Raw genomic sequence first — 25,338 nt, 5'->3', positions numbered from 1 at the left:
TTTCCTGCCAAAGCCGCACTTTGAGCTTTTTTCCACCACAGACAAGCAACCGCAAGAAACACAAACCCTGAGCGCAAATGCCAACTCTTTATCATTCCTCCATGTCGACAGCGTCGCGGTTCGTCCGGCTGATCCTTGCCGAATATGGCTTCCAGATCGATCTTGTCGAGGAGCAGCCTTGGGAAAAGAGGCGGGAATTTCTAGCGCTCAATCCTGCCGGTACCTTGCCCGTCTATCTGGATGACAATATGCGCTCGCTCTGTGGGCCTTATGTGCTTGCGGAGTTTCTGGATGAGGCGCATGGCGTGCTGAAGCGCGATCGTCGTCTTTTGGCGGAAGAGCCGTTTCAACGCGCTGAGATACGCCGTTTGACCGAGTGGTTTTTGCAGAAGATGGAAAACGACGTCACCAAGCCCTTGGTGCGCGAGCGTGTCTACAAATTGCAGATGACGGCTGCCCAAGGCGGAGGTCCACCGGACTCGAAACTTCTGCGGACCGCGCGCTCGAACATTCGCCAGCATATGAAGTATCTCGAATGGCTTGCTGGGTCGCGCACCTGGATTGCTGGCGATCGCTTGAGCTATGCCGATCTCGCCGCGGCTGCATCGGTCTCCATTCTCGACTATCTTGGTGAGATCAACTGGCTCGAAGCGCCGATTGCCAAGGAATGGTACCAGCGGGTAAAATCGCGCCCATCCTTCCGACCGCTTTTGGCAGAACGGGTACCACGTCTAGCGCCCTCCTCTCATTATGCCGATCTCGATTTCTAATCCTGTCGCGAGGCATTATATATAACGTCTCAGTCGGCGCAGTGCTGGCAGGCGTTCCAGGAGAGAAGCAATCGACACGGTCTTGCAGAAGCAGGAGCTGCGTGCCCGCAAGCTGACGGATTTCGTTCGCGCGGAAGCAACGACGCTTGGCTTCGACCTCTGTCGCATCACCTCGCCGGAGGCCATTCCGCTGGCTCCTGAACGCTTGCAGCAGTTTTTGGAAAACGGCTACCACGGCACCATGGGGTGGATGGCGGAAACGGCGGAGCGGCGAGCTTCTCCCAAGACCCTGTGGGGCGATGTCCGCTCCATCGTCATGTTCGGCCTGAATTATGGACCGGAGGAAGACCCGCGCACAATCCTCGAAAAGCCGGACAAGGCCGCGATCTCTGTCTACGCCCGCAACCGCGACTATCATGATGTGATCAAAGGACGGCTGAAGGAGATCGCAACGCGCTTCGCGGCCCGTGCGGGCGAGGACGTCAAGGTCTTCGTCGATACCGCGCCGGTCATGGAAAAGCCACTGGCTGCAGCTGCCGGTCTTGGCTGGCAGGGCAAGCACACCAATCTCGTCAGCCGCTCCTTCGGCTCATGGCTCTTTCTCGGCAGCATGTTCACCACCGCCGAACTCTGTCTTGACGAGCCTGAGCGTGATCACTGCGGCTCCTGTCGCGCCTGTCTCGATGCCTGCCCGACCAATGCCTTTCCGGCGCCTTACAAGCTCGATGCGCGGCGCTGCATCTCCTATCTGACGATTGAGCATAAAGGGCCGATACCGCACGAATTCAGGCCGATGATCGGCAACCGCATCTACGGCTGCGATGATTGCCTTGCGGCCTGTCCCTGGAACAAGTTTGCGGCAAGCGCTTCGGAGATGAAGTTGCAGGCCCGCGAGGATCTCAAGGAGCCCCAGATTGATTTTCTTCTTGGGCTCGATGACGCGGCCTTCCGAACCTTCTTCAGCGGATCGCCGGTCAAGCGGATTGGCCGTAACCGCTTCGTCCGCAACGTTCTGATCGCAGCCGGCAATTCGAAGGATCGTCGCTTTATCGAACAGTGCAAACAACTCACAGCGGATGCGTCACCGGACGTGCGCGGCATGGCTGTTTGGGCGCTGTCGCAGTTGATGGACAGGCAAAGCTTCCATGCTTACGCTGCGGCGCACACGGCCGAAGACGATTCGGACGTGCAGGAAGAATGGCGTATCGCAGGAGTATAGATGTCGCAGCTGATGATTTTCGGTGCTGGATATTCCGGCAGAGCGATCGCCAAAAGTCTTCAGGGCAGCATGGAGCGGGTGTGCGGTACGACGCGAGGCGCCGAACAGGCCGATAAGCTACGCAGCCTCGGCATCACCCCCTTTATCTTCGACGGCGAGACGCTTGACAGCGCTATACGGAGCGAACTCTCCACAGTCACGCATCTTGTCCAATCGATTGCTCCCGGCAGGACGGGTGATCCCCTGATGCGCCTGTGCGGCGGGGATCTGAAGTCGCTTATGCCGCAACTGGAGTGGGTCGCCTATCTTTCCACGGTTGGCGTTTACGGCAATCACGACGGTGCCTGGGTGGATGAGGAAACGCCTTGCAAACCTGTCTCCGCGCGCTCGCTGGAGCGAGTAGAGGCCGAACAGGCGTGGACAAAAGCGGCGGATGACGCTTCCGTGCCTCTCTCTATTCTGCGTCTCTCGGGCATATATGGACCGGGGCGCAATGGCTTCATGAACCTCGAGAAGGGAACCGCCCGGCGCCTTATCAAGCAGGATCAGGTGTTCAATCGCATCCGTGTCGAGGACATAGGGGCCGCCAGCGCCTTTCTCGTTTCACGCAACGCCAGCGGCATCTTCAACGTGACCGACGACGAACCGGCGCCGCCACAGGATGTGCTGACATTCGCCGCAGAGCTGATGAAGATCGAACCTCCCCCAGAACAATCCTTCGAGACTGCCGAACTGAGCCCCATGGCCCGGTCCTTCTATGGCGAGAACAAACGGGTCTCGAACGGCAAGCTCCGCCACATGGGCTTTTCGTTTCGCTATCCAGATTACCGCGCATCGCTGCGCCAATTATGGGAGAGCGGGGCGTGGAAAGATGAATGGACGTTCATCTAAGAAGGGTGAAAAATCCATGCAAACGGCCTTTTGAGGATGTTTATCATCGTCAAATTTGTCTTTAACGTTTTATTAATGTGCAAATTTAGGAGAATTTTTCAGCTTTTAGAAAATTATTTCACCCGGCTTTTGTGAACTCGAGAGTGTAATACGCCTGCGGCAACCCCTCTATGCTTGCAGTTTGATTCTAAACAAATTTTTCCAAAACCATAGACGGCTATCTAAAATCAAGTCTCCCATTTTCGATCACGAATGTTACAGTCTGTAACAGTTCGTGATTGGATCAAGGCAAGTTTTTGCCATTTTTCCGCGGCCCTAAACTCTCCGCAATTCATTCGGCGCGGGGCCGAGTATCAGGGAAGCACAGTTTGACGACTATCCGACGCATGACTATTGCGGCAGCAACTATCGCCGCCTGCTGTTTTATCGCTCCTCTTCAAGCCAATGCTGCAAATGGTTGCGGCGGCGCATCTTGGTATGCTCTCACCTCCAAGACTGCTTCCGGCGAGAGGATGAATCCTTCCAATCTGACTGCGGCGCATCGCTCCTTGCGGTTCGGCACCAAGGTCAAGGTGACCAATGCCCGCAATGGCAAAGCCGTTGTCGTTCGCATCAACGACCGTGGCCCGTTCATCAAGGGTCGTGTTCTGGACCTGTCCAGGGCTGCAGCCAAGAACCTCGGCATGGTCAGCTCCGGCACCGCCAAGGTTTGCTACGAGATCGTCGCCGCCAAGTAAGACTTGTTTTGCCGCATGTCGTTCTCGCGAAATCGTTTTAGACGTTTAAACGCGAACCATGCTTTGATTTCCGAAGCGCTTTTTCGGGAATTCCAGCCTAAGCCTTGCCCTCGCCGCCATTCGCGTCTACCAACCGGGCATTCACGGAGATGAGGTAGACAATGCGTTTGGGCGGGCGTTTGGCCGGAGCAATCGAAGTGTTGGCAGATATCGAGGCGCGCAGACGCCCCGTCGCCGACGCACTGAAAGACTGGGGACTGGCGCATCGTTTCGCTGGTTCCGGCGACAGGGCCGCTATCGGCAACATCGTCTACGATGCCCTTCGCATGAAACTGTCCCACGCATGGTTGATGGATGACGATAGCGCGACCGCCCTTGGCTATGCTGTGATGCTACGCCAATGGGGTAAAACGCCGGAGCAATTGGCGCAGGAATTCGAAGGCGACAAGTTTGCCCCTCCGCCTCTGTCCGAAAACTCACTGACTGCGCTGACCACTCGCTCGCTCGCCGACGCGCCTCCTCATATCCAGGGCGATATTCCGGAATGGGTTCAGCCATCGCTCGAAGCGGCTTTTTCCGACGACTGGCTTCGCCAGGCACAGGCGCTGAATGAACGCCCGACACTCGATCTTCGCGCCAACACGCTGAAGGCAAACCGTGACAAGGTGCTCAAGGCGCTGGAGGACAGCGGCGCGGTCGCGACCCGCATCGCTCGTCAGGGTGTGCGTATTCCAGCTGGCGAAGGTCCGTCGCGCTTGCCCAACGTCACAGCCGAGCTTTCCTTCCAGAAAGGCTGGTTCGAGGTGCAGGACGAGGGTTCTCAGATCGTCGCCGATCTCGCCGGAGCCACTGAAGGCGAACAGATCCTCGATTATTGCGCAGGCGGCGGCGGCAAGACGCTGGCTATGGCCGCGTCCATGAACAACAAGGGCCAGGTTCATGCATTCGACGCCGACAGAAAACGTCTGGCACCGATCATCGAGCGTCTGAAGCGGGCCGGCACGCGAAACGTTCAGGTGCATGATAGACCAGCCGGAATGGACGCCTTCCGTGAAAAGTTCGACCGTGTTCTGGTAGACGCTCCTTGCACGGGCACCGGCACCTGGCGCAGGCGGCCCGATACAAAATGGCGCCTCATACAACGCAATCTTGAAGAGCGCGTCGGTCAGCAGGCCGAAGCACTGGATCAGGCAAAGGCCTTCGTGCGCCCGGGCGGTGAACTGCTCTACGTCACATGCTCTGTGCTACCGGAAGAAAACGAGCGTCAGGTTCGTCGCTTCTGCGCCGAAAACCCGGAATTCTCGATCGTCTCAGCACTCGACCGGTGGACAAAAACCTTCGGACCGGCGGCGGCCAAGCCTCACTCCGCAGATGGTGAAACGGTAACTCTGACGCCAGCGACGACAGACACGGATGGCTTCTTTTTCTGCGCCATGACCCGCAAGGCATAGAAAGCATTTTCTCATATAAACGCTGCTGTACGGCGATGCGGTCGCCGGCAGTCCGTTTGTTGGAAATCTTCTAAACTAGAATATTTGACACCAGTTTACGATTGGTTCAGAACTCGCCTTCACAGCCTCGTTACCGCAGTGCTGGACAGGAGAGAGCATGTTTCGCAAAACCGTTCTGAGCGCCAGCATGGCGCTTCTCGCTGCATCGTCAGCCTTCACCGCGGCTCCCGCAAGAGCAGCGACCGATCCCGCCGCCGTGGTCAAGCACTATGCCGAACTGGCACAGGCGAAATATCAGGATTCGTTGACCACGGCAGAAGCACTGGACAAGGCGATCGATGCATTGATCGCCACGCCAAGCGAGGCAACGCTCAAGGCTGCACGCGACGCCTGGATCAAGGCACGCGTTCCCTATCAGCAGTCGGAAGTCTACCGTTTCGGCAACCCGATCGTTGATGAGTGGGAAGGCAAGGTCAATGCATGGCCACTGGACGAAGGCCTTATCGATTATGTCGATAGTTCTTATGGCACGGAAAGCGATGAGAACGAGCTATACACAGCCAACATCATCGCCAACAAAAAGCTGACCGTTGGTGGCGAAGTCGTCGACGCATCGAAGATCACGCCAGAACTGATCAGAAGCCTTGCGGAAGCGGGCGAGGTGGAAGCCAATGTTACCACGGGTTATCACGCCATCGAGTTTCTGCTGTGGGGTCAGGATTTGAACGGCACCGGCCCGGGCGCAGGCAACCGCCCCTACACCGACTACGATACAAAGAACTGCACAGGCGGTAATTGCGACCGCCGCGCCGATTATCTGAAAGCCGCGTCCACCCTGCTCGTCTCAGACCTGAAGGAAATGGCCGCGAACTGGGCGCCGGACGGCGAGGCGACGAAGAATGTCGAGGCCGATCCCAAAAAGGGCCTGACCGCCATTCTCACCGGCATGGGCTCGCTGTCCTATGGCGAGCTTGCGGGCGAGCGCATGAAGCTCGGCCTGCTGTTGCACGATCCTGAAGAAGAGCATGATTGCTTCTCCGACAACACCTATAACTCGCACCTCAATGACGCGATCGGCATCGCCTCGGCCTATACCGGCGAATACACCCGCGCCGACGGTACCAAGATGAGCGGGCCTTCGCTTTCCGATCTCGTTTCCGCCAGCGACAAGAAGCTGGACGACGAGATGAAAGCGAAGCTCAACAAGACTCTCGATGCCATGCACGCCATGGAAAAGCGCGCCCAGACCGTTGAGGCCTACGACCAGATGATTGGCGAAGGCAACAAGGAGGGCAACGCCGTGGTTCAGACCGCCATCGACGGCCTTCTCGACCAGACCAAGACGATCGAACGCGTCATTGCCGCTCTCGATCTCGGCAAGATCGAACTAGAAGGCTCTCAAAGCCTCGACAATCCGAACGCTGTCTTCAACTAAGATTGCATATTCCAAAATCGGATGAGGCCTTCTTTCAAGGCGGCCTCATCAACTCTTTTTACTTTGTCGCAGCCGGATCATCGTGAGCCGAGGACATGAAGCGCACTGATCTGTATCGGCTCTTTACGCCCATCCTCGCCGTTCTCGTATGCGGCCTTCCGTCACTGGCTGCCGATACGGCTCGCCGTGACATTTCCCAAAGCGATCTTAATCGCGTTCGCGCGGTCACAGCGCCCACCACCGACTTCTCCAAGGCCGAACCATTCGAGGCCATGTCTGCCGGTGCAGCGACAACCAAGGTCGCTCCGGGCAATACGTCCTTCTCCCAACCATCCGCCACCATCGACCTGGAGCAGGGCCAGAACTTCAAGCTCGGTCACGCGCTGTTCCAGAAGCTGTGGGTGTCGGCCCCCTCTTCGACACAGGCCTCCGATGGGTTGGGGCCACTCTATAACGCCCGCTCCTGTCAGACCTGTCATATCAATGACGGGCGTGGACGCCCGCCCCGAGACGGAGAGGATGCAGTGTCGATGATCGCCCGCTTTGCTCGCCCTGCTCGCACGCCCGCCGAAGAGACGCTGGTCCAGGACCATCGCGTGCTGAACTTCCCGGATGTTACCTATGGCGCGCAACTGCAAAACCTTGCGGTGCCCGGCTTGCAGGCGGAAGGAAAATTGACCGTTGCCTATGAGGAGCGGGAGATGACGCTTGGCGACGGTGACGTGGTGTCACTGCGCAAACCGACCTATCGCGTCGATGGCTTGGCTGATGGCCCCCTCGAAGCAGCAACCTCCATCTCCCCCCGGATCGCACAGCCCACCCTTGGCCTCGGCCTGATCGAAGCGATCGCGCAGGAAGACATTCTCGCCAACGCCGATCCTGAGGACAAAAACCGCGATGGGATATCCGGCAAGCCCGCCTGGGTTCGCGATCATCGCTCAGGCGCGCTGGCGCTCGGTCGTTTCGGCTGGAAGGCGCAGAATGCCACGGTGCGGGATCAGGCCGCCATGGCCTTCTCCCACGATCTCGGCATCTCGACACCTGACGCGCCGAATGCCTATGGGGATTGCACCGAGCGGCAGAGGGACTGTCTCGCCATGCCGACCGGCGTGCAAAAACGACTGGGCGATACCGAAGCGCCATCCCCGGTTCTCGATCTCGTGACCTTCTACACCGAAAACCTGAGTGTTCCGGCCCGACGCAATGTGGATGCCCCCAATGTCCTGCGCGGTAAGCAGATGTTCTACGACAGCGGCTGCGCGTCCTGTCATACACCTAAATTCGTGACCAGACGTAACGCCGACGATCCGCTTCACTCCTTCCAGCTGATTTGGCCCTACTCGGATTTTCTTTTGCATGACATGGGCGATGGTTTGGCGGATGGACAGCCAGTCGGCGATGCGACGGGCAATGAATGGCGTACGCCGCCGCTCTGGGGGATCGGCTTGACGGGCGCCGTCAACGGTAACGATTTCTATCTGCATGACGGGCGGGCGCGCAGTCTGACTGAAGCCATTCTCTGGCACGGCGGTGAGGGGCAAAAAGCGCGCGACGCCTTTGCCGCCTTGCAAAAATCTGACCGGCAGGCATTGCTGACATTTCTGGAGTCTCTTTGATGGACATTTCGATGCGCAAACTTATCGCAGCCCTACCTCTGACGATGCTTCTCTTCGTCGGTACGGCTAAGGCCCAGGATGTCGAGCTTATGCCGCCGCCACCGCTCGACCCAGTCAAGGTGCGCGCGACGATGGAAAAGGCGGTCGATGGCTTCATCCGCCCGGGCTATAAGACCTTCCGCGACAAGGCGAGCCTGCTGGAAGGCACGATGAAGGCGCTGTGCACTGACCCATCGGCCGACAGGATGAAGGATGCCAAGCGGGGCTTTGCCGATACGGTCGATGCATGGTCGCATATCGAAGTCGTTCGAGTGGGTCCGGTGATCGAGCAGAACCGTTTCGAGCGCATTCTCTATTATCCGGACAAGAAGGGGCTGGGCTTGAAACAGGTTCAGCGCTATCTCACTGACAAGGACGAGAGCGTCACGACGGCAGAAGGATTGAAGACAAAGAGTGTCGCGGCACAAGGGCTCGGCGCTCTGGAATTCGTCCTCTACGGCACCGGTGCTGATGCGCTGGTATCGCAGAAGAACGATTTCCGCTGCCGCTATGGCGCGGCAATCGCCGGCAATCTCGCCAATATCGGAAACGAACTGGTGGCGAGCTGGACTGCACCGGACGGCACCGCGAAAAACTGGAAGGAGCCGGGACCGGACGATCCCGTTTTTCGCGACGAGCGCGAGGCGCTGGTGGCCATGCTGGGCATTCTCGTCCACGCCGCGGAGGCGATCCGCGACCAGCGCATCGAGACCTTCTATAAGGGACCGGACAATGTGAAATTTCCACGCACCGCCATTTACTGGCGCTCCGGCCTCACCTGGAAAAGCATTGGTGACAATATCGCTGCCGTTCAGGATCTGCTCCACACCGCGCAGATGGGCGATCTCCTGCCGCCGGATCAACGCTCGATCATCGGCTCCATCGACTTCATCGCCAAATCCATGGTCCGCGTCTCCGGCACTATCAATCCCGATGTCGAGAAAGCCTTGGCTGACGACAAGGACCGCGCCAAGGTCGATTACCTGCTGTTGAACGGCAAGGACCTGATCTACCGCATCAACGACCAATATGGCGGCGCCATTGGTCTAAGCTCAGGCTTTTCCTTTTCGGACGGAGACTGACGTGGACAAGGACCGGCGTCTCCTGATCGACAGGCGCAGCTTTATCAAGGCAGCAGGTATTCCCTTTCTGGCATCGCTCGCGCCGCGTTCGCTCTTCGCGCTGGAGCGCACGGATGCCGTCTTCGCCTCCGCCTTCCGGGCTCGTGACGGCGCCTATGGTGTCGCGACGTTGAGCGAGGCTGGCGAGATCATCGACAGGGTCGCCTTGCCGGCACGAGCGCACGGCATGGCTTTCAGCCCCGAGACGGGTATGACGGTCGCTTTCGCCCGCAGGCCAGGCACATTCTTCGTCGCCTTCGATCCTGGCGGTCGCAGCGCGCCGGTCGTCGTCAACACCCCGGAAGGCCGTCACTTTTACGGACATGGCCAGTTTTCACCGGATGGCACGATCCTCTATGCCAGCGAGAACGACTTCGACGGCAATCGCGGTGTGATCGGCCTTTATGATGCGCGAGACGGCTTTCGCCGCATTGGCGAATATGACGCATATGGGATTGGTACTCACGACATGACGGTGAGTGCCGATGGCACCATGATCGTGATTGCCAATGGCGGCATCGAGACCCACCCGGATTTCGGCCGCACCAAGCTCAACATCGACCGCATGGAGCCCTCCCTCGTGCTTCTGGACGCTGCGACGGGCAGCCTTATACAGAAACACGCACTTCCGGAGCGGTTGAAGCAGCTTTCCACCCGCCACGTCGATCTCGGCAATGACGGTCGAATCTGGTTTGCCTGCCAGTATGAAGGCCCGCGCAATGACGTGCCGCCACTCGCCGGCTATTTCTCCAAGGGCGAAGATCTACGCTTCGTTTCTCTTCCCGATGAAACGACCGCCCGACTTGCCAACTATGTCGGTGCCATTGCCGTCAACCGAGAGGCAGGCATGGTCGGGCTAACGTCTCCCAACGGCAACGCCTTCGTGACACTGAACGAAAAGAACGGCGCGGTACTGACGCAGACGACACTTCGTGAAGCGGCAGGCGTCGCCGCATCGGATCGCGGCGTCATTGCGTCCTCCTATGATGGGGAATTTGCGGGCAGGATGAGTGGGGTTTCATGGGATCAGCATATTGCGCGGATCTCACGCTAATTTGTTGAAATAGCGCGGGAACCAAAGCCTGTTGCCACCATTCTTCCGGCATGAAGCACGCGCTCGTCGTCTATCTCGTCTTTATCGTTGTCGTTGTTACCTGTGGCGCGTTGATTGGCATCAACAACGTGCCGGGCGACTGGTACCAGTCGCTGAACAAGCCGCCATTCAATCCTCCCAACTGGATTTTTGGTCCCGTCTGGACAACGCTGTATGTAATGATTGCGATCGCTGGCGCGCGCACGTGGTTGCAGAGCCGCATGGGCGGACGCATGCAGCTTTGGGGCAGCCAGATGCTGCTGAATTTCCTTTGGTCGCCGATGTTCTTCGGCATGCAGAGCCCGGCCGCGGGCCTGATCATCATCGTTCCGATGCTCGTCTGCATCATCGCCTTCATCATCATGGCGTCCAGCCGCGACCGCCTGTCCATGTGGCTCTTCCTCCCCTATGCCGCTTGGGTCTCTTTCGCCACGCTGCTGAATGCAAGCATCCTCTACTTGAACTAATCGCAAGACTGTTCCACTCCGCGACAACCATTGAAAGCGTCGGAGTGGAAACCTTTGCCGAAACTGGCTAAGATCGCTTCGAGAGCCATGGGAGGCGGCGATCGAAAGCCGAAAATCTATGAATGTTTCGGATCACATAAAAGAAATCGAGCATGCCGCGGATGGCCGGAATACTGGACGCGATGCAGTCGTGTTGGAATCCTGGCGACGCTGCCTCGATACCTACCAGTTGGATCCGGCAAAAGCGCGGGAGGCCGTGATCGTGTCGGAGACGCGCCTGCGCGAACACCGTCAGCGCTCTGAAGATCTTGTGCATATTGCCCGCTCCGCCCTGGAGGGGCTTTACCGGCAGGTGGCGGAGCAGAATTACGTGCTTCTTCTGTCCGATCGGCAGGGAGTGACGGTCGAATTCCTCGGCGATCCATCCTTCAACAACAATTTGCGCAAGGCAGGACTTTACCTCGGATCGGAGTGGTCCGAGCCCCGCGCTGGCACTTGCGCTGTGGGAGCCTGCATTGCGACCGGCGAAGCGCTGACCATTCACCAGACCGACCATTTCGATGTCACGCATACGCCGCTCTCCTGCACGGCCGCGCCCATCTACGATACGCAAGGTGTTCTCGCGGCGGTGTTGGATATCTCGCTTTTGAGTTCTCCCATCCTCAAGACAAGTCAGAACATGGCTCGCCACCTCGTGTCTTCGACGGTGCGGAGAATAGAACTGGCGAACCTGATGGCCAGCAGCCGGCATGATCTCGTCCTGCGTTTTGCCGGCGCGCCGGAGTTTTTGGATATCGATCCGGAAGCGGCACTCTCCGTCGATGGCGCCGGCCGGATCACCGGCATGACCCATGGCGCCGCCCGCTTCCTTGCCGCATCGCGAGGTCTCGATTGGCGGAGGTCGGAAGATATTCTCGGACAACGCGTCGAAGAGTTTTTCGAAGCCGACCTCGATGAGCTTGCCTCGCATACCCGCTCCAGCCTTCCACAGGACAGGCAGATCATGGTGAAGGGCGGAGCCGTATTGTACGCCCACGCAATCGAACCGCAGCAGAGCAGATCGGGCATAGCACTGACGCGGTCGAAACCTCGGACGACGATTTCAAGGATCGGCGAAAGCGGACTGGCAGTCCAAAACCTTCAGCGGAAGGTGGCGAAACTTGCTCCTTCAAGACTTCCGATCCTTCTGCAGGGGGAGACCGGCACCGGAAAGGAGCATCTGGCGCGCATCATTCATGATGCAAGTGGGCTCTCCGGCCGGTTTGTCACCGTCAATTGTGCTGCTATACCCGAACAGCTGATTGAGAGCGAGTTGTTCGGCTATCTTCCAGGCGCTTTTACCGGCGCCTTACCAAAGGGACGCAAGGGGCTTGTGGAAGAAGCGGATGGCGGAACGCTTTTCCTGGATGAAATTGGCGATATGCCGCTGACTGCCCAGAGCAGGCTGCTGCGTGTTCTGGCAGAAGGAGAGGTTCTCCCCGTCGGCGGATCGACGCCGCAAAAGGTCGATTTCCGGGTGATCTCCGCGTCGCACCGCCCCTTGAGTGACATGGTGCGCGCTGGAGATTTCCGCGAAGATCTTTACTACCGGCTGAATGCCGCCGTTATGACCTTACCGCCGCTGAGAGAGCGCGAGGACTTTTCATGGCTTCTCGACAGGACACTGGAGAAGCACGGCGCACCAGATCGCCCGCTTGCCCTCTCCAATGCCGCGCGTGTGGCGCTCGTTCATCATCGATGGCCCGGCAATATTCGCGAGTTGGACAATACCATCGCTTTTGCTGCAGCGCTCTGCGACGACGGTTTGATTACGGTGGACGATCTCCCTGAGCACCTGATTTTCACATCCGTGACCCCCGCGATTGACGACGGGGATTCCGATCTTCGCGCGCTGCTAGCCGCTTGCAACGGCAACATATCCGAGGCGGCCAGACGGATCGGTGTGGATCGCACGACGCTGCATCGAAGGATGCGGAAGCTCGGCATCGGTAAGCCTCACTAAGTGAGGCGTTTGCCACAACTGTTGCACCACAGCTGTGGCGGAATGCAAAACCATCCTCTAGCGAAACCCCTACAATCGCGGCATCTCAGCCAATGACTGCTTCTGGCACGGTCGTTGCACCTTCCTTGGCATTAGACGCCATGGAGGACAAAATGCGCGCCCTTAGATTTCATGCGGCCAAGGATCTGCGGATCGAAGACGTTCCCGATCCCAAACATCCCGGACCGGGACAGGTTCTGGTCCGCAACCGCTTCGTCGGCATATGCGGCACCGATCTCCACGAATATAGCTACGGTCCGATCTTTATTCCTATAGAGCCGCACCCTTTCACGGGCGCGCATGGCCCACAAATCCTGGGCCATGAATTTGGTGGCGTGGTCGAGGCGGTTGGTGAAGGCGTGACCTCCGTTCGCGCCGGTGATCGCGTATCGATCCAGCCGCTCGTCATGCCGCGATCCGGCGATTACTTCGCCGATCGCGGCCTCTTCCACCTCAGCCCTCAACTGGCCCTCGTCGGGCTGAGCTGGGATGGCGGCGGCATGGCCGAGGCCGCGCTGGTCAACGAATACAACGTCCAGAAAATTCCGGACGGCATGACCGATGAGGAGGCAGCACTCGTCGAGCCGACGGCCGTCGCCGTCTATGCCTGCGATCGTGGCGGCGTGACCGCCGGCAACAGCGTCCTGGTAACGGGTGCAGGACCGATCGGCATGTTGACGCTTCTCGCCGCCCGCGCCGCCGGTGCTGCACAGCTTTTCGTCTCCGATCTCAACGATGCACGCCTCGAGCTGGCTCGCAGCGTTATTCCCGACGTCATCACGATCAACCCAAAGCGCGATCATGTGGGTGATGTTGTGCGCTCGGCGACCGAAGGACTGGTCGGCTGCGATGTCGCGATCGAATGCGTCGGCAACGAACATGCTTTGAAAGCCTGTGTCGATGCGGTGCGCAAGCAGGGCGTCGTTGTGCAGACGGGTCTCCACCCGCATGAAAACCCGCTCGACTGGTTCCAGGTGACCTTCCGGGATCTCGAGATCAAGGGCTCCTGGGCTTACCCGACCCACTACTGGCCACGGGTGATCCGCTTGATTGCCTCTGGCCTGTTACCCGCCACGAAGATCGTCACCAAGCGCATCACGCTGGATACCGCTGTTTCGGAGGGCTTCGATGCCTTGCTGGACCCAGCCGGTACGCATCTGAAGATCCTCATCGATCTTTCGAAGTAGCATTCTCTGTCGCAGGCCGGGAAGAGGAGCCCGGCAGGCGGCAGGCCATTGGCTTGCAGGCGGGAAGATCGCCGCTTGCCACAAGACCCAAGCAAAACCATGGAGGAGATGAATATGCTTGATGTCAGTCCCGTCACCAAAATCGACACCGCCCTTTCCAAGCTCGGTAAAGCGCTGGAAGCCGGCGACATCGATGCCGCCGTCCACATGTTTCAAGCCGATTGCTACTGGCGCGATCTAGTGACCTTCACCTGGAACCTGAAGACGCTGGAAGGCCGCGAAGAGATCCGCGGCATGCTGGAGAAGCAGCTTGCGGCCATCAAGCCTTCCGGCTTTGTCCAGGATGGCAAGGAGCCGGCGTCGGAAGGCGGTGGCGTCACCGAGGGCTGGTTCGAATTCGAGACAGCCACGGCGCGTGGGTACGGCCACATCCGTCTGAAGGATGGGCTGATCTGGACCTTGCTGACAACGATGAGCGAGTTGAAGGGTCACGAAGAGCCGAAGGGCGTTCGCCGTCCGATGGGCGCCGAACATGGTCATGACCGCAATCGCAGGACCTGGAAGGAGAAGCGCGAAGCCGAGGCCACAGAACTCGGTTATTCTGAGCAACCCTATGTCGTCATCATCGGCGGAGGCCAGGGGGGCATTGCGCTTGGAGCGCGTCTTCGTCAACTCGGCGTTCCTGCGATCATCATCGAAAAGAACGAGCGGCCGGGCGACAGCTGGCGCAAGCGCTACAAGTCACTCTGCCTGCACGATCCCGTCTGGTACGATCATCTCCCCTATATTCCATTCCCGGAAAACTGGCCGGTCTTCACTCCCAAGGACAAGGTCGGCGATTGGCTGGAGATGTACACCAAGGTCATGGAGCTGAACTACTGGGGCTCTACCACCTGCAAATCGGCGCAATATGACGAGGCTAAGGGCGAATGGACAGTCATTGTCGACCGTGCCGGTGAGGACGTCGTGCTGCGGCCGAAACAGCTCGTGCTGGCCACCGGCATGTCGGGCAAGCCAAACATTCCGAAATTTCCGGGGCAGGAGATCTTCAAGGGAGAGCAGCAGCACTCGTCGCAGCATCCTGGCCCGGATGCATATGCCGGAAAGAAGGTGGTCGTCATCGGCTCCAACAACTCGGCCCATGATATCTGCGCGGCCCTTTGGGAGGCAGGTGCCGATGTCACCATGCTACAGCGGTCATCCACCCATATCGTCAAATCGGACTCGTTGATGGAAATCGGTCTCGGTGATCTTTACTCCGAACGCGCAGTGGCAAGCGGCATGACGACGCGCAAGGCCGATCTCATCTTCGCCTCGCTCCCCTACAGGATCATGCATGAGTTTCAGATCCCGATTTACAACCGGATACGGGAAAAGGATGCAGACTTTTATGCAGCACTGGAGAAAGCAGGTTTCATGCTGGACTTTGGGGATGACGAATCCGGTCTCTTCATGAAGTATCTTCGCCGCGGTTCCGGCTACTACATCGACGTCGGCGCTTGCGATCTGGTGATCGACGGGTCGATCAAATTGAAGTCCGGCGTGGATGTCTCTCACCTCACGGAAAATGCCGTGGTCTTGAAGGACGGCACGGAGCTGCCGGCCGATCTGGTGGTCTACGCCACCGGTTATGGCTCGATGAATGGCTGGGCGGCCGATCTCATCTCCCGCAAGGTGGCAGACAAGGTGGGCAAATGCTGGGGCCTTGGCTCCAACACGACGAAGGACCCCGGCCCATGGGAAGGGGAGCAGCGCAATATGTGGAAGCCGACCCAACAACAGGCGCTGTGGTTCCATGGTGGCAACCTGCATCAGTCACGCCACTACTCGCAATATCTGTCGCTTCAACTGAAGGCGCGCCAGGTCGGGCTTGAAACCCCGGTCTATGGTCTGGAGCAGCCCCATCACCTTGCGTGATGTCAAATCGGCCTCGATCCGTCGGTTGGCACGAACCGGCGGATCAGCCACCCTTGTCTTGCGCGTGAACGGACGCCATGTCATTTTTGCGTAAAAATGAGAGGCAGGGGAATGGCATTCACCGATCCTGGCGATTTTCGCCAGCGCATTGAAAAGAGCTTTGCACGCCAAGGCGTCGTCCAGGCAATCAGGGCCGAGCTTTCGCGTATCGAGCACAGGCTGGTCGAAATCGAACTGCCTTTTCACCCCAAGCTCACTCAGCAACACGGTATCTTGCATGCGGGCGTCATCGCCGCCGCACTCGATACCGCCTGCACCTATGCCGCCTACACTATCGTCGAGCCCGAAGCGTCCCTGCTGACAATCGAGTTCAAGGTCAATCTGATGTCCCCGGGGCGCGGCGAGCGTTTCCTCTTTCGTGGTGAAATCACCAAGCCCGGCAGCAACATCATCGTTGCCGACGGGCGCGCCTACGCGATCTCCGACGGACCTGCCAAGCTGATCGCGTCCATGACAGGCACGATGATGGTTTTGAAGGGCCGCGAAGGGTTCAACGAAAATGAGCTATGAACTGGTCGAGATCGACGGCAAGCGGCTTCTCTTCGTCATGGCAGCCGATGCCGAATATGGCCCGCACCTCAAAGCCCGTTTCCGTCCACTGATGACCGGCGTCGGTCCGGTGGAGGCTGCCGTTTCCCTGACGGCGACACTCAGCGATCTCAACGGTCAGGCGCGCCTGCCGCATCTCGTCGTTTCGCTTGGCTCCGCCGGGTCGCGCAAGCTGGAGCAGGCGGAGGTCTACCAGGCGGTCAGCGTCTCCTACCGGGATATGGATGCCTCCGCCTTCGGTTTTGAAAGAGGGCGAACACCCTTTCTCGATCTCCCGGCAGAGGTGCCCTTGCCCTTCAGGATACCCGATATCCCGACCGCCCGGGTTTCGACCGGCGCCAATGTCGTGTCCGGTACTGTCTATGATGCCATCGATGCGGATCTGGTGGAGATGGAAACCTTTGCAATCTTACGCGCCTGCCAGCGCTTTGACGTACCGCCGATCGGTTTGCGCGGCATTTCCGATGGCAAGGCGGATGTCCACCATATCGATGACTGGACCGAGTATTTGCATGTCATCGATGAGAAACTGGCCCAAGCCGTCGACAGGCTGCAGGACGCGATAGAGGCCGGAGACATTCCACTCTAGCGCGCCGTGCATCCATTTGGACGCGTAAAGGAAGCTCTGTCTTTTTTGAGCCTACGCATCGTGTTTTCCGAAAATCGGTTCTGATACTCGGGTCGATGCCGTAGCGCTTGCACTGCAGCCCATTTTCTGGCTTTTCAAGGCATCTGCCGGGTTGCCTTACGCCCGGCAATTCTTTAAAGGCTCGCCATGACCCAGATAGCCCATCCCGACAGCATCCTCATCATCGATTTCGGCAGCCAGGTGACGCAGCTGATTGCGCGCCGCATCCGCGAAGCCGGGGTCTATTGCGAAATTCACCCGTTCCAGAATGCCGCAGAGGCCTTCGAGAAAATGCAGCCGAAGGGCGTCATCTTCTCTGGCGGTCCGGCATCGGTCACGGCAGAGGGAAGCCCGCGCGCACCGCAGGCGGTGTTCGATGCAGGCATCCCGATCCTCGGCATTTGCTACGGCCAGCAGACACTCTGCACCCAGCTTGGCGGCACGGTCGAAGGCGGCCATGCGGCGGAGTTCGGCAGAGCCGATATCGAAATCAAGAAGGCAAGCCCGCTCTTCGAAGGCTTCTGGGAACTTGGCGGCCGGTATCCGGTCTGGATGAGCCACGGCGATCGCGTCACGCAATTGCCGGCCGGTTTCGAAGTGGCTGCGACCTCGGAGAACGCGCCCTTCGCCATCGCAGTCGATGAGGAGCGCCGTTACTACACCACGATGTTCCATCCTGAAGTGGTTCACACGCCAGATGGCGCGAAGCTGCTCTCCAACTTCGTCCACAAGATCGTCGGTCTCAAATCCGATTGGACTATGGCGGCCTATCGCGCCGAGATGATCCGCAAGATCCGCGAGCAGGTCGGCGATGGCCGCGTGCTCTGCGCGCTCTCGGGCGGCGTCGATTCCTCGGTCGCGGCGATCCTTATCCATGAGGCGATCGGCGACCAGCTGACCTGCGTCTATGTCGATCACGGTTTGATGCGTTTGGCCGAAAGCGAGCAGGTCGTCGGCATGTTCCGCGATCACTACAACATCCCGCTCGTGCACGTGGATGCCTCCGACCTGTTCCTGACGGAACTGGCCGGCGTTTCCGATCCGGAAGTCAAGCGCAAGACCATCGGTCGCCTCTTCATCGAGACCTTCGAGGCCGAAGCTGCGAAGATCGCTGCGGATGGCAAGGGCGCTCCGGCATTTTTGGCGCAGGGCACGCTCTATCCCGACGTCATCGAAAGCGTTTCCTTCTCGGGCGGTCCTTCCGTCACGATCAAGAGCCACCACAATGTCGGTGGTCTTCCCGAGCGCATGAACATGAAGCTGGTCGAACCGCTTCGTGAACTGTTCAAGGACGAGGTTCGCGCTCTTGGCCGCGAACTCGGCCTGCCGGAAAGCTTCATCGGCCGCCATCCCTTCCCCGGCCCCGGCCTCGCAATCCGTTGCCCTGGCGTCGTGACCCGCGAGAAGCTCGATATTCTGCGCAAGGCGGATGCGATCTATCTCGACGAAATTCGGAAGGCTGGCCTCTATGACACCATCTGGCAGGCCTTTGCCGTTCTGCTGCCAGTCCAGACCGTGGGCGTTATGGGCGACTACCGTACCTATGACTTCGTCTGCGCATTGCGCGCCGTCACTTCGGTCGACGGCATGACGGCGGATTTCTACCCCTATGACATGAACTTCCTCGGTCGTGCGGCCACCCGCATCATCAACGAGGTCAAGGGCATCAACCGCGTGGTCTACGACGTGACGTCGAAGCCACCCGGCACCATCGAGTGGGAATAATCGAGAGTCTTCCCAATGCGATGACATAATGATTTCGAGCCGCCGGTGTCCGTGTTCAGAGACCGGCGGCTTTTCATTTTCGAAGTATCTTTTCTGCGTCAGCCCTAACTAAAAACGGTCTCGATGACCTCACCTACGCGAACAAGTGCTCAACGCTTCGCGATTTTTTCTTCCCCATCGATCAACCTTTCATCCGCACAGCGCGTTAGGGACCCATTGTTCCCAGCACCGCGGACCCGCCATGCCTTCAACTTTCCGATTCGATCTGCTCGCCAAGAGTGGTTACGCCGCACGCGGCATCGTCTTTATGCTCGTTGGTGGACTGGCGCTGCTATCCGGTGTCGCAGGCGAGAAAACCGAAACGAAGTCGGCGCTCTCGACGCTTTTGAGCCAGCCTTTCGGGCGCATCTGGGTCGGTGCAATCGGTATCGGGCTTCTCGGCTTCGTCTGTTGGCGCTTGGCACAAGCCATCGCCGATACGGATGATCACGGCACCAGCGCAAAAGGCCTTGTCGTTCGTACGGCGCTGATCGGAAGTGCTGTCACTTATCTCGGACTTGCCGGTTTTGCGCTCGGCCATAGCTTTCTTGCCGGTGGCGGCAATGAAGGATCGGGTGAAAAAGATCTTGCCCAATGGATCATGTCACAGCCCTTCGGATCCTACCTTCTGATCGCGGTCGGCGCGGGCTTCGTTATCGGCGGTGGCGTCACGGCGGCAAAGGGACTGACGCGGAAATTCGAGCGCTATCTTCACATCCCGGACCAAAACGCTATCGCCACCTGGATTTGCATCTATGGGCTTGTTGCACGCGGTCTGGTGTTTGCGATCATCGGCATTCTGTTCATCACGGCTGGAATGAAGGTCGATCCGCAAGAGGCCGGCAGTATGGACGATGCGATGCAGTGGCTGAGGCAGATGCCATTTGGCAGCGCTCTTTACATCTGCGTCGCCGCAGGGCTCGCCGCTTTCGGTGTCTACAATCTGATTGAAGCCCGCTATCGCACGATCCCCAGCCCTTCCTTGAGTGCAGTGAAGCGATCCGTACGCTCCGCCTTGCCCGACCGCTGACGAAATACGCTCAAGACCTTCCGATCATCCACGTTTAAGAAAAGGAAGCCTTCCATGGCGAGTAAAACAATCGAAGACATCGCTTCAACGATGAAGAAGATCGACTTCTGCATGATGGCGACCCATGGCTCATCCGGCGCGATCACCAATCGCCCGATGAGCAATAACGGAGATGTGGCTTACGATGGCGATTCCTGGTTCTTTTCCCTGAAAGATACCAACAAGGTTTCCCACATCAACCGCAATCCTCAAGTGACGCTTTCCTTCACCGAACCGCCGAGCCTGCTTGGCAAGCCCGGCATGTTCATCTCGATCGAGGGCGCGGCAGAACTCATCGACGACAAGGCCGCTTTCGAGCGCCACTGGGTTTCCGATCTCGATCGCTGGTTCACCGAAGGTGTCGATACCCCAGGCCTGGTTCTGATCAAGGTGCGCGGCGTGCGTGTGCAATATTGGGACGGGGAAGAAAACGGCACGATCGATCTCTAGGCTCCAGACTCAATTGATCCACCATGTGACGATCGCTGCAATGTAGCACGTTGCCTCGAAGTTTATCATGAGCTTGTCGTATCGCGTCGCGACACGTCTCCAGTCCTTGAGACGGCAGAATGTCCGCTCGATTATATTCCGTCTTCGGTAGGCGACCGGGTCGAACGGTCTGATCCTCTTTCGGGTTGGATTGTTTGGGATGACTGGTTGCGTGCCGCGTGCCCTCAGGAAGCTGCGTAAGGCGTCGCTGTCGTAAGCCGTATCTGCGGCGCACAGACGTGTCGGAGGCAGGGGATCAAGGAGCGGGATGGCAATGGGTGCATCACCACGTTGCCCAGGCGTTATTCGCAACGCGACTGGACGGCCACAACCATCGACAACAGCATGGACTTTTGTCGATCTGCCGCCTCTCGATCGACCAATTGCTTCGGCATCCGCCCCCCTTTTCCACCAGCGGCAGAACGGTGTGCCTTTGCGGTGGTGCTATCGATCATATGGATGTCGCGATCGGTCGTTTGCACCAGAGACTCAAACAGTCGCCGCCATATCCCTTTTGCAGACCAGCGATGGAAGCGATTATAGATCGTTGTCGAAGGCCCGTAGCAGGATGGACAATCCTGCCAGCGGCAACCGGATCGCAAGACGTGGATGATGCCGCTGATAACCCGGCGATCGTCAGTACGATGAGCGCCGGGTTGGTTGGTCGGAAGCAGCGGCGAAATCACTGCCCACTGTTCGTCATCAAGCCAAAATTCGCCCGCCATGGTCAAACACTCCTGCTTCTACAGGTAGTGAATCATAGATAGCCAATTTCATCAACAATTTGATTGGGTTTCGACCCTAGAGCGTTTCCTTGTTAAATAGAAACAGTTCTGTTGGTTCAAACGGGATCGACTGATTGTCCGGAGGGCGCGTGCCGTAGCCAAAGCATACGGCCAAGGCGCCCGGGCAAGCAGGTGGCCCGTTTCAACCAACCCTCCCGCAGATTTGCTGGCAAATCTGCAAGAGCTTCAATCGCCCGGCGCGCTAATCGCTTCGCACGGCGAAGCGGCGCGACGGGAGGGCCGGGCATCTTTCCGCCAGGCTCAAAGGCGATCGGCTCGACCGTACCTTTGGGTATGCCCTTCGCCAATCGCCTTTGCCCTGACGAAAACCTGCTCCGGCAGAACGTTTCTATTTAACAAGGAAACGCTCTAGGTCGCTACGGCGCAGAAGGGAACGGCTGGAGTGTCGGTGGTGAATCCTATGTTTCCCATCGACACTCAGCTCTACGCCCCCACCTCCTTATCCGGCCGATTGGATCGAGATCGTCAGGCGCCGCCAATTCCTTCGGACATGCCCCTTGCGATTGCCTGCAACTGCGCCCCGAGTTCCGCCGTCCTGTCACCGCTTGCTTCGCTGCGCAAAATGCTGATCGCAATCCCGGCGACCGCGGCCCCGGAGTGGTCTCGAACTGCAGCCCCTATACAGATCATGCCGTCGCGGATTTGCCCGTCATCGATGGAAAAGCCTCGCTCTCGCGTGAGCTCAAGCTCTTTCTCAAGCTCCTCGACTGTGCGGACGCTCCGCCTTGTCAGGGGCTTGGGAAAATCAGCGAGCAGATGGCCGAGCTCAGCCGGTTTGAGATCCGACAGCAGCATCTTTCCAGTGGCTGTAAAAGGCGCTGGCAGTCTCATGCCAATGCGGAAGGTCTGCCCCAGCGGCTGATCTGAATTACGACAGCCGACATAGACGACTTCTGCCCCCTCTCGAACCGTCAGCGTCACCGTGTAAGGGTCAAGCTTGCGGTCCCGCGCAAGCACCTCTTGGAAGGTCGTGACGATATCGAGCTGGGACAAAAAGGCATTTGCCCATCTCAGCGGATGAGGTCCGATCCTCAACGTTCCATCCGGTGTTTTCGCCACCAGATCGAGCTCGCTCATCACCGCCAGCAGTCCGTGCGCGGTGCTCTTGGGGAGACCAAGTGCTCGGGCGATTTCGGCCGCCGTCAGATTTTTGCCTGTAGCGAGAATATCGAGAATGCCAACCGCCCGGCGCAAGGCCGGTACTGTTTGGGCAGACGATATGTCGAGCGCGTCTGTTTGCATTTCATCTCCTTGACAGGATCGGCGCCAGCCATCATAGTTCAATACACGGATCACAGTTCAATTAGTTGAACTTAACTGGAGATCACGCAGTGCTCAAGCTGAAAAATCCTCACCTTCTAACCAATGCATGCCTGATCAACGGGAACTGGATTCAATCGGATAGGTCTGAAACCATCAAGGTTGAAAATCCGGCAAACGGCGAGGTGATTGCTGAAGTCCCCTCTCTGACGCCGAGCCAAGTAGAGCGCGCGGTTGAGGCGGCTGAAAAAGCCTTTGTCAGCTGGAGGAACCGCGCCGCCAAGGAGCGCGCAACTGTGCTGAGGCGCTGGTTTGATTTGATGGTGGCAAATGCCGACGACCTTGCAACACTGATGACAGCAGAACAGGGCAAGCCGATTGCCGAGGCCAAGGGCGAAGCGCTCTATGCGGCGTCTTTCGTGGAGTGGTTCGCCGAGGAAGCAAAACGGGTCTATGGCGAAACCATCCCTGCCCCCACAACAGACAAGCGGATCACGATCCTGAAGCAGCCTATCGGCGTCTGCGCGGCGATCACGCCTTGGAATTTTCCAGCGGCCATGATCACCCGCAAAGCCGCACCGGCGCTTGCCGCGGGCTGCACGATGATCGTCAAGCCTGCCGAACAAACCCCGCTTACCGCGCTCGCTCTAGGCGTTCTTGCCGAAGAAGCAGGCATTCCGGCAGGGGTCTTTCAGGTCGTGACGGGCGAGGCGAGGGAGATCGGCAAGATTTTCACCGAGAGCGACACGGTGCGAAAAATATCCTTCACCGGATCGACGGAGGTTGGACGTGTACTGATGGCGCAGTCGGCACCGACGATCAAGAAGCTGTCGCTCGAACTCGGCGGCAACGCACCCTTTATCGTCTTCGACGACGCCAATATCGACGCCGCGGTGGAAGGCGCGATTGCATCGAAGTATCGCAACGCCGGACAGACATGTGTGTGTAGCAACCGCATCTATGTTCAGGACGCAATCTTCGACAGTTTTGCAGAGAAACTGGCCGAGAAAGTAAAGGCCATGAAGGTTGGCGTGGGGACCGAGGAAGGGGTGACGATCGGGCCGCTGATCGATGAGGACGCTGTCAAGAAGGTCGAGGATCACGTCGCTGACGCCCGGGCGAAGGGTGCTACCGTCATCACCGGCGGCGGACGACATGCTCTCGGTGGCACGTTCTTCGAGCCGACCGTGATTGCCGGCGCGACGCAGGCAATGAAGGTCGCCCGCGAAGAAACCTTTGGGCCCGTTGCGCCGCTTTTTCGTTTCGAGAGGGAAGACGAGGTGATTGCCATGGCCAATGATACGGAGTTTGGCCTCGCAGCCTACTTCTACACCGAGAGCTTCAGCCGCACATGGCGCGTCGCGGAAGCCCTGGATTACGGCATGGTCGGCCACAACACCGGATTGATCTCCAACGAGGTTGCTCCCTTTGGCGGCGTCAAGCAATCGGGCCTTGGCCGCGAGGGATCCCACTTCGGTATCGATGAGTATCTTGAAATCAAATATCTCTGCTCGGCTCTCAGCTGAGACGTGATTGGGAGGATAAAATGACCATCAATCCGTTCGAGTTTCGAACCGTTCCATCCATGCAGATCGCATGGGGCGGGGCCGCAAAGCTTGGAGACATCCTGGCTGGCCGGTTTTCGCAGCGGAAAGCGCTTCTCATTACTGACAGCGGTCTCGTAAAGGCAGGGCTTACTCAACCGATCACCGAAGCCCTGTCTGCCAGTGGCTTTTCCGTCGAGACCTTCGACAAGGTGGTGGCCGATCCGCCCGAACATGTGGTTGCGGAATGCGCCTCCTCCGCCAAAGAATTCGGGGCGGATATCGTCATCGGCCTCGGCGGCGGGTCGTCGCTCGATATCGCCAAGCTAGTGGCCGTGCTTCTGGTTTCCGATCAGTCGCTCGCGGACATGTACGGCATCGGCAACGTCAAGGGATCACGCGCACCGCTGGTGCTGGTACCGACGACAGCGGGAACGGGCTCCGAGGTCACCAATATCTCGATCATCACCACCGGCGAGACCACCAAGATGGGCGTCGTTTCACCCCAGCTTTTTGCCGATTTCGTGCTTCTAGACGCCGCGTTGACGGTGGGCCTGCCGCAGGTCCACACCGCTGCCACCGGCATCGATGCGATGGTTCACGCAATCGAAGCCTATACCAGTAAGCACAAAAAGAACCCGCTCTCCGATTGCCTGGCGCGCGAAGCGCTTCGTCTTCTGGGAGACAATCTGGTCGCCGCCTGCAAGGACGGTGCGAACCGTGAGTCGCGCGAGGCCATGTTGCTCGGCGCCACCCTTGCCGGCCAGGCCTTTGCCAACTCGCCGGTTGCGGCTGTCCATGCTCTCGCCTACCCGCTAGGGGGCCACTATCACGTTCCGCACGGCCTCTCCAACGCGCTGATGCTTGGCCCCGTTCTTCGTTTCAATGCCGCCGCTGCTGCACCACTTTATGCCGAGCTTGCCGATGTACTGAAGGTGCCAGGCGAAGGTGATGCCGCAGCCCGTTCGAACGCGTTCGTTCAGCATATGGAAAGGCTAATGGATGAGAGCGGTGCACCACGCCGTTTAAGAGATGTCGGCGTCACCGACAACAGCCTGGCCATGCTGGCATCGGACGCCATGAAGCAGACGCGTCTGCTCGTCAACAACCCGGTCGAGGTCCGCGAAGAGGATGCGCTGGCGCTTTATCGGGAAGCATTCTGATCACCTAACCATTCAGGAAATG

Annotated in this window: 22 protein-coding genes; 20 read left to right on the top strand and 2 right to left on the bottom strand. The window is 58.7% G+C overall.

Going from position 1 to position 25,338, the window contains the following annotated elements:
* Window positions 1-77: 77 nt before the first annotated feature.
* The 18 genes from QE408_RS05260 (at window position 78) to QE408_RS05175 (ending at window position 20,504) form a co-directional block, all read left to right on the top strand.
* Window positions 78-770 (top strand): glutathione S-transferase family protein, encoded by a 693-nt coding sequence (locus QE408_RS05260; RefSeq protein ID WP_062423668.1) that lies wholly within the window; start codon window positions 78-80, stop codon window positions 768-770.
* An 82-nt stretch (window positions 771-852) separates the two neighbouring features.
* Complete coding sequence (gene queG / locus QE408_RS05255; RefSeq protein WP_306929125.1) at window positions 853-1,989, top strand: tRNA epoxyqueuosine(34) reductase QueG; 1,137 nt, start codon at window positions 853-855, stop codon at window positions 1,987-1,989.
* Window positions 1,990-2,880: an SDR family oxidoreductase gene (locus QE408_RS05250; protein WP_306929123.1), complete on the top strand. Its 891-nt coding sequence runs from the start codon at window positions 1,990-1,992 to the stop codon at window positions 2,878-2,880. It abuts the gene before it with no gap.
* Between the two features lie 368 nt (window positions 2,881-3,248).
* Window positions 3,249-3,617 (top strand): septal ring lytic transglycosylase RlpA family protein, encoded by a 369-nt coding sequence (locus QE408_RS05245; protein ID WP_306929121.1) that lies wholly within the window; start codon window positions 3,249-3,251, stop codon window positions 3,615-3,617.
* Window positions 3,618-3,778: 161 nt separating this feature from the next.
* Window positions 3,779-5,068 carry an RsmB/NOP family class I SAM-dependent RNA methyltransferase gene (locus QE408_RS05240; RefSeq protein ID WP_306929119.1) on the top strand — a complete coding sequence of 430 codons (1,290 nt, stop codon included), beginning with the start codon at window positions 3,779-3,781 and terminating at the stop codon, window positions 5,066-5,068.
* A 157-nt stretch (window positions 5,069-5,225) separates the two neighbouring features.
* Window positions 5,226-6,503, top strand: a complete 1,278-nt coding sequence (locus QE408_RS05235; RefSeq protein WP_306929117.1) for an imelysin family protein — start codon at window positions 5,226-5,228, stop codon at window positions 6,501-6,503.
* Between the two features lie 95 nt (window positions 6,504-6,598).
* Entirely contained in the window at window positions 6,599-8,119 is a 1,521-nt protein-coding gene (locus QE408_RS05230) for a di-heme oxidoreductase family protein (protein ID WP_306929114.1), read from the top strand.
* Window positions 8,119-9,240 carry an imelysin family protein gene (locus QE408_RS05225; protein WP_306929112.1) on the top strand — a complete coding sequence of 374 codons (1,122 nt, stop codon included), beginning with the start codon at window positions 8,119-8,121 and terminating at the stop codon, window positions 9,238-9,240. The genes QE408_RS05230 and QE408_RS05225 overlap by 1 nt, the downstream gene beginning before the upstream one ends.
* Before the next feature lies 1 nt (window position 9,241).
* Complete coding sequence (locus QE408_RS05220) at window positions 9,242-10,333, top strand: DUF1513 domain-containing protein (protein WP_306929111.1); 1,092 nt, start codon at window positions 9,242-9,244, stop codon at window positions 10,331-10,333.
* 50 nt (window positions 10,334-10,383) lie between these two features.
* Window positions 10,384-10,839: a TspO/MBR family protein gene (locus QE408_RS05215; RefSeq protein ID WP_306929110.1), complete on the top strand. Its 456-nt coding sequence runs from the start codon at window positions 10,384-10,386 to the stop codon at window positions 10,837-10,839.
* A gap of 118 nt (window positions 10,840-10,957) precedes the next feature.
* Window positions 10,958-12,841 (top strand): sigma-54-dependent Fis family transcriptional regulator, encoded by a 1,884-nt coding sequence (locus tag QE408_RS05210; RefSeq protein WP_306929109.1) that lies wholly within the window; start codon window positions 10,958-10,960, stop codon window positions 12,839-12,841.
* A 152-nt stretch (window positions 12,842-12,993) separates the two neighbouring features.
* On the top strand, window positions 12,994-14,067 hold the full coding sequence (locus QE408_RS05205) for a 2,3-butanediol dehydrogenase (RefSeq protein WP_306929107.1): 1,074 nt from the start codon (window positions 12,994-12,996) through the stop codon (window positions 14,065-14,067).
* A gap of 114 nt (window positions 14,068-14,181) precedes the next feature.
* Window positions 14,182-15,984: an NAD(P)/FAD-dependent oxidoreductase gene (locus QE408_RS05200; protein ID WP_306929105.1), complete on the top strand. Its 1,803-nt coding sequence runs from the start codon at window positions 14,182-14,184 to the stop codon at window positions 15,982-15,984.
* Between the two features lie 111 nt (window positions 15,985-16,095).
* The gene (locus QE408_RS05195) at window positions 16,096-16,554 is read left to right on the top strand and encodes a PaaI family thioesterase (protein WP_306929103.1); all 459 of its coding nucleotides are present in this window, start codon (window positions 16,096-16,098) and stop codon (window positions 16,552-16,554) included.
* On the top strand, window positions 16,544-17,182 hold the full coding sequence (locus QE408_RS05190; protein WP_306929100.1) for a 5'-methylthioadenosine/S-adenosylhomocysteine nucleosidase: 639 nt from the start codon (window positions 16,544-16,546) through the stop codon (window positions 17,180-17,182). Before QE408_RS05195 ends, QE408_RS05190 begins: the two co-directional genes overlap by 11 nt.
* Window positions 17,183-17,368: 186 nt before the next feature.
* Window positions 17,369-18,946, top strand: a complete 1,578-nt coding sequence (gene guaA, locus QE408_RS05185) for a glutamine-hydrolyzing GMP synthase (RefSeq protein ID WP_306929098.1) — start codon at window positions 17,369-17,371, stop codon at window positions 18,944-18,946.
* A 241-nt stretch (window positions 18,947-19,187) separates the two neighbouring features.
* Window positions 19,188-20,015 (top strand): DUF1206 domain-containing protein, encoded by an 828-nt coding sequence (locus QE408_RS05180; protein WP_306929094.1) that lies wholly within the window; start codon window positions 19,188-19,190, stop codon window positions 20,013-20,015.
* Window positions 20,016-20,069: 54 nt separating this feature from the next.
* Entirely contained in the window at window positions 20,070-20,504 is a 435-nt protein-coding gene (locus QE408_RS05175; protein WP_306929092.1) for a pyridoxamine 5'-phosphate oxidase family protein, read from the top strand.
* Between the two features lie 9 nt (window positions 20,505-20,513).
* Here the strand turns inward: QE408_RS05175 and QE408_RS05170 are convergent.
* Window positions 20,514-21,268, bottom strand: a protein-coding gene (locus tag QE408_RS05170) for an IS5 family transposase (protein WP_306929091.1) whose coding sequence is annotated in 2 segments (ribosomal slippage) — window positions 20,514-20,938 and window positions 20,938-21,268 — 756 coding nt in all. Because the reading frame shifts where the segments join, the coding sequence is not laid out codon by codon here.
* Window positions 21,269-21,814: 546 nt separating this feature from the next.
* Window positions 21,815-22,591 carry an IclR family transcriptional regulator gene (locus tag QE408_RS05165; protein ID WP_306929089.1) on the bottom strand — a complete coding sequence of 259 codons (777 nt, stop codon included), beginning with the start codon at window positions 22,589-22,591 and terminating at the stop codon, window positions 21,815-21,817.
* Window positions 22,592-22,680: 89 nt separating this feature from the next.
* Between QE408_RS05165 and QE408_RS05160 the strand changes: the two genes are divergently transcribed.
* Together QE408_RS05160 and QE408_RS05155 are read left to right on the top strand one after the other, a co-directional pair.
* On the top strand, window positions 22,681-24,135 hold the full coding sequence (locus QE408_RS05160) for an NAD-dependent succinate-semialdehyde dehydrogenase (protein ID WP_306929087.1): 1,455 nt from the start codon (window positions 22,681-22,683) through the stop codon (window positions 24,133-24,135).
* Window positions 24,136-24,155: 20 nt separating this feature from the next.
* Entirely contained in the window at window positions 24,156-25,316 is a 1,161-nt protein-coding gene (locus tag QE408_RS05155) for an iron-containing alcohol dehydrogenase (protein WP_306929086.1), read from the top strand.
* Window positions 25,317-25,338: the final 22 nt, after the last annotated feature.

The sequence above is a fragment of the Agrobacterium larrymoorei genome (assembly GCF_030819275.1).
GTDB lineage: Bacteria > Pseudomonadota > Alphaproteobacteria > Rhizobiales > Rhizobiaceae > Agrobacterium > Agrobacterium larrymoorei_B.
This window is presented reverse-complemented; position numbering and strand designations above follow the sequence as displayed.

Bases quoted from the DNA above. Each gene is read 5' to 3' on its own strand.
- QE408_RS05195 (WP_306929103.1), top strand. From the start codon at position 16,096: ATGGCATTCACCGATCCTGGCGATTTTCGCCAGCGCATTGAAAAGAGC.
- QE408_RS05190 (WP_306929100.1), top strand. From the start codon at position 16,544: ATGAGCTATGAACTGGTCGAGATCGACGGCAAGCGGCTTCTCTTCGTC.
- QE408_RS05205 (WP_306929107.1), top strand. From the start codon at position 12,994: ATGCGCGCCCTTAGATTTCATGCGGCCAAGGATCTGCGGATCGAAGAC.
- guaA (WP_306929098.1), top strand. From the start codon at position 17,369: ATGACCCAGATAGCCCATCCCGACAGCATCCTCATCATCGATTTCGGC.
- QE408_RS05200 (WP_306929105.1), top strand. From the start codon at position 14,182: ATGCTTGATGTCAGTCCCGTCACCAAAATCGACACCGCCCTTTCCAAG.
- QE408_RS05225 (WP_306929112.1), top strand. From the start codon at position 8,119: ATGGACATTTCGATGCGCAAACTTATCGCAGCCCTACCTCTGACGATG.
- QE408_RS05250 (WP_306929123.1), top strand. From the start codon at position 1,990: ATGTCGCAGCTGATGATTTTCGGTGCTGGATATTCCGGCAGAGCGATC.
- QE408_RS05230 (WP_306929114.1), top strand. From the start codon at position 6,599: ATGAAGCGCACTGATCTGTATCGGCTCTTTACGCCCATCCTCGCCGTT.
- QE408_RS05240 (WP_306929119.1), top strand. From the start codon at position 3,779: ATGCGTTTGGGCGGGCGTTTGGCCGGAGCAATCGAAGTGTTGGCAGAT.
- QE408_RS05210 (WP_306929109.1), top strand. From the start codon at position 10,958: ATGAATGTTTCGGATCACATAAAAGAAATCGAGCATGCCGCGGATGGC.
- QE408_RS05180 (WP_306929094.1), top strand. From the start codon at position 19,188: ATGCCTTCAACTTTCCGATTCGATCTGCTCGCCAAGAGTGGTTACGCC.
- QE408_RS05260 (WP_062423668.1), top strand. From the start codon at position 78: ATGCCAACTCTTTATCATTCCTCCATGTCGACAGCGTCGCGGTTCGTC.
- QE408_RS05235 (WP_306929117.1), top strand. From the start codon at position 5,226: ATGTTTCGCAAAACCGTTCTGAGCGCCAGCATGGCGCTTCTCGCTGCA.
- QE408_RS05215 (WP_306929110.1), top strand. From the start codon at position 10,384: ATGAAGCACGCGCTCGTCGTCTATCTCGTCTTTATCGTTGTCGTTGTT.
- QE408_RS05175 (WP_306929092.1), top strand. From the start codon at position 20,070: ATGGCGAGTAAAACAATCGAAGACATCGCTTCAACGATGAAGAAGATC.
- QE408_RS05165 (WP_306929089.1), bottom strand. From the start codon at position 22,591: ATGCAAACAGACGCGCTCGACATATCGTCTGCCCAAACAGTACCGGCC.
- QE408_RS05155 (WP_306929086.1), top strand. From the start codon at position 24,156: ATGACCATCAATCCGTTCGAGTTTCGAACCGTTCCATCCATGCAGATC.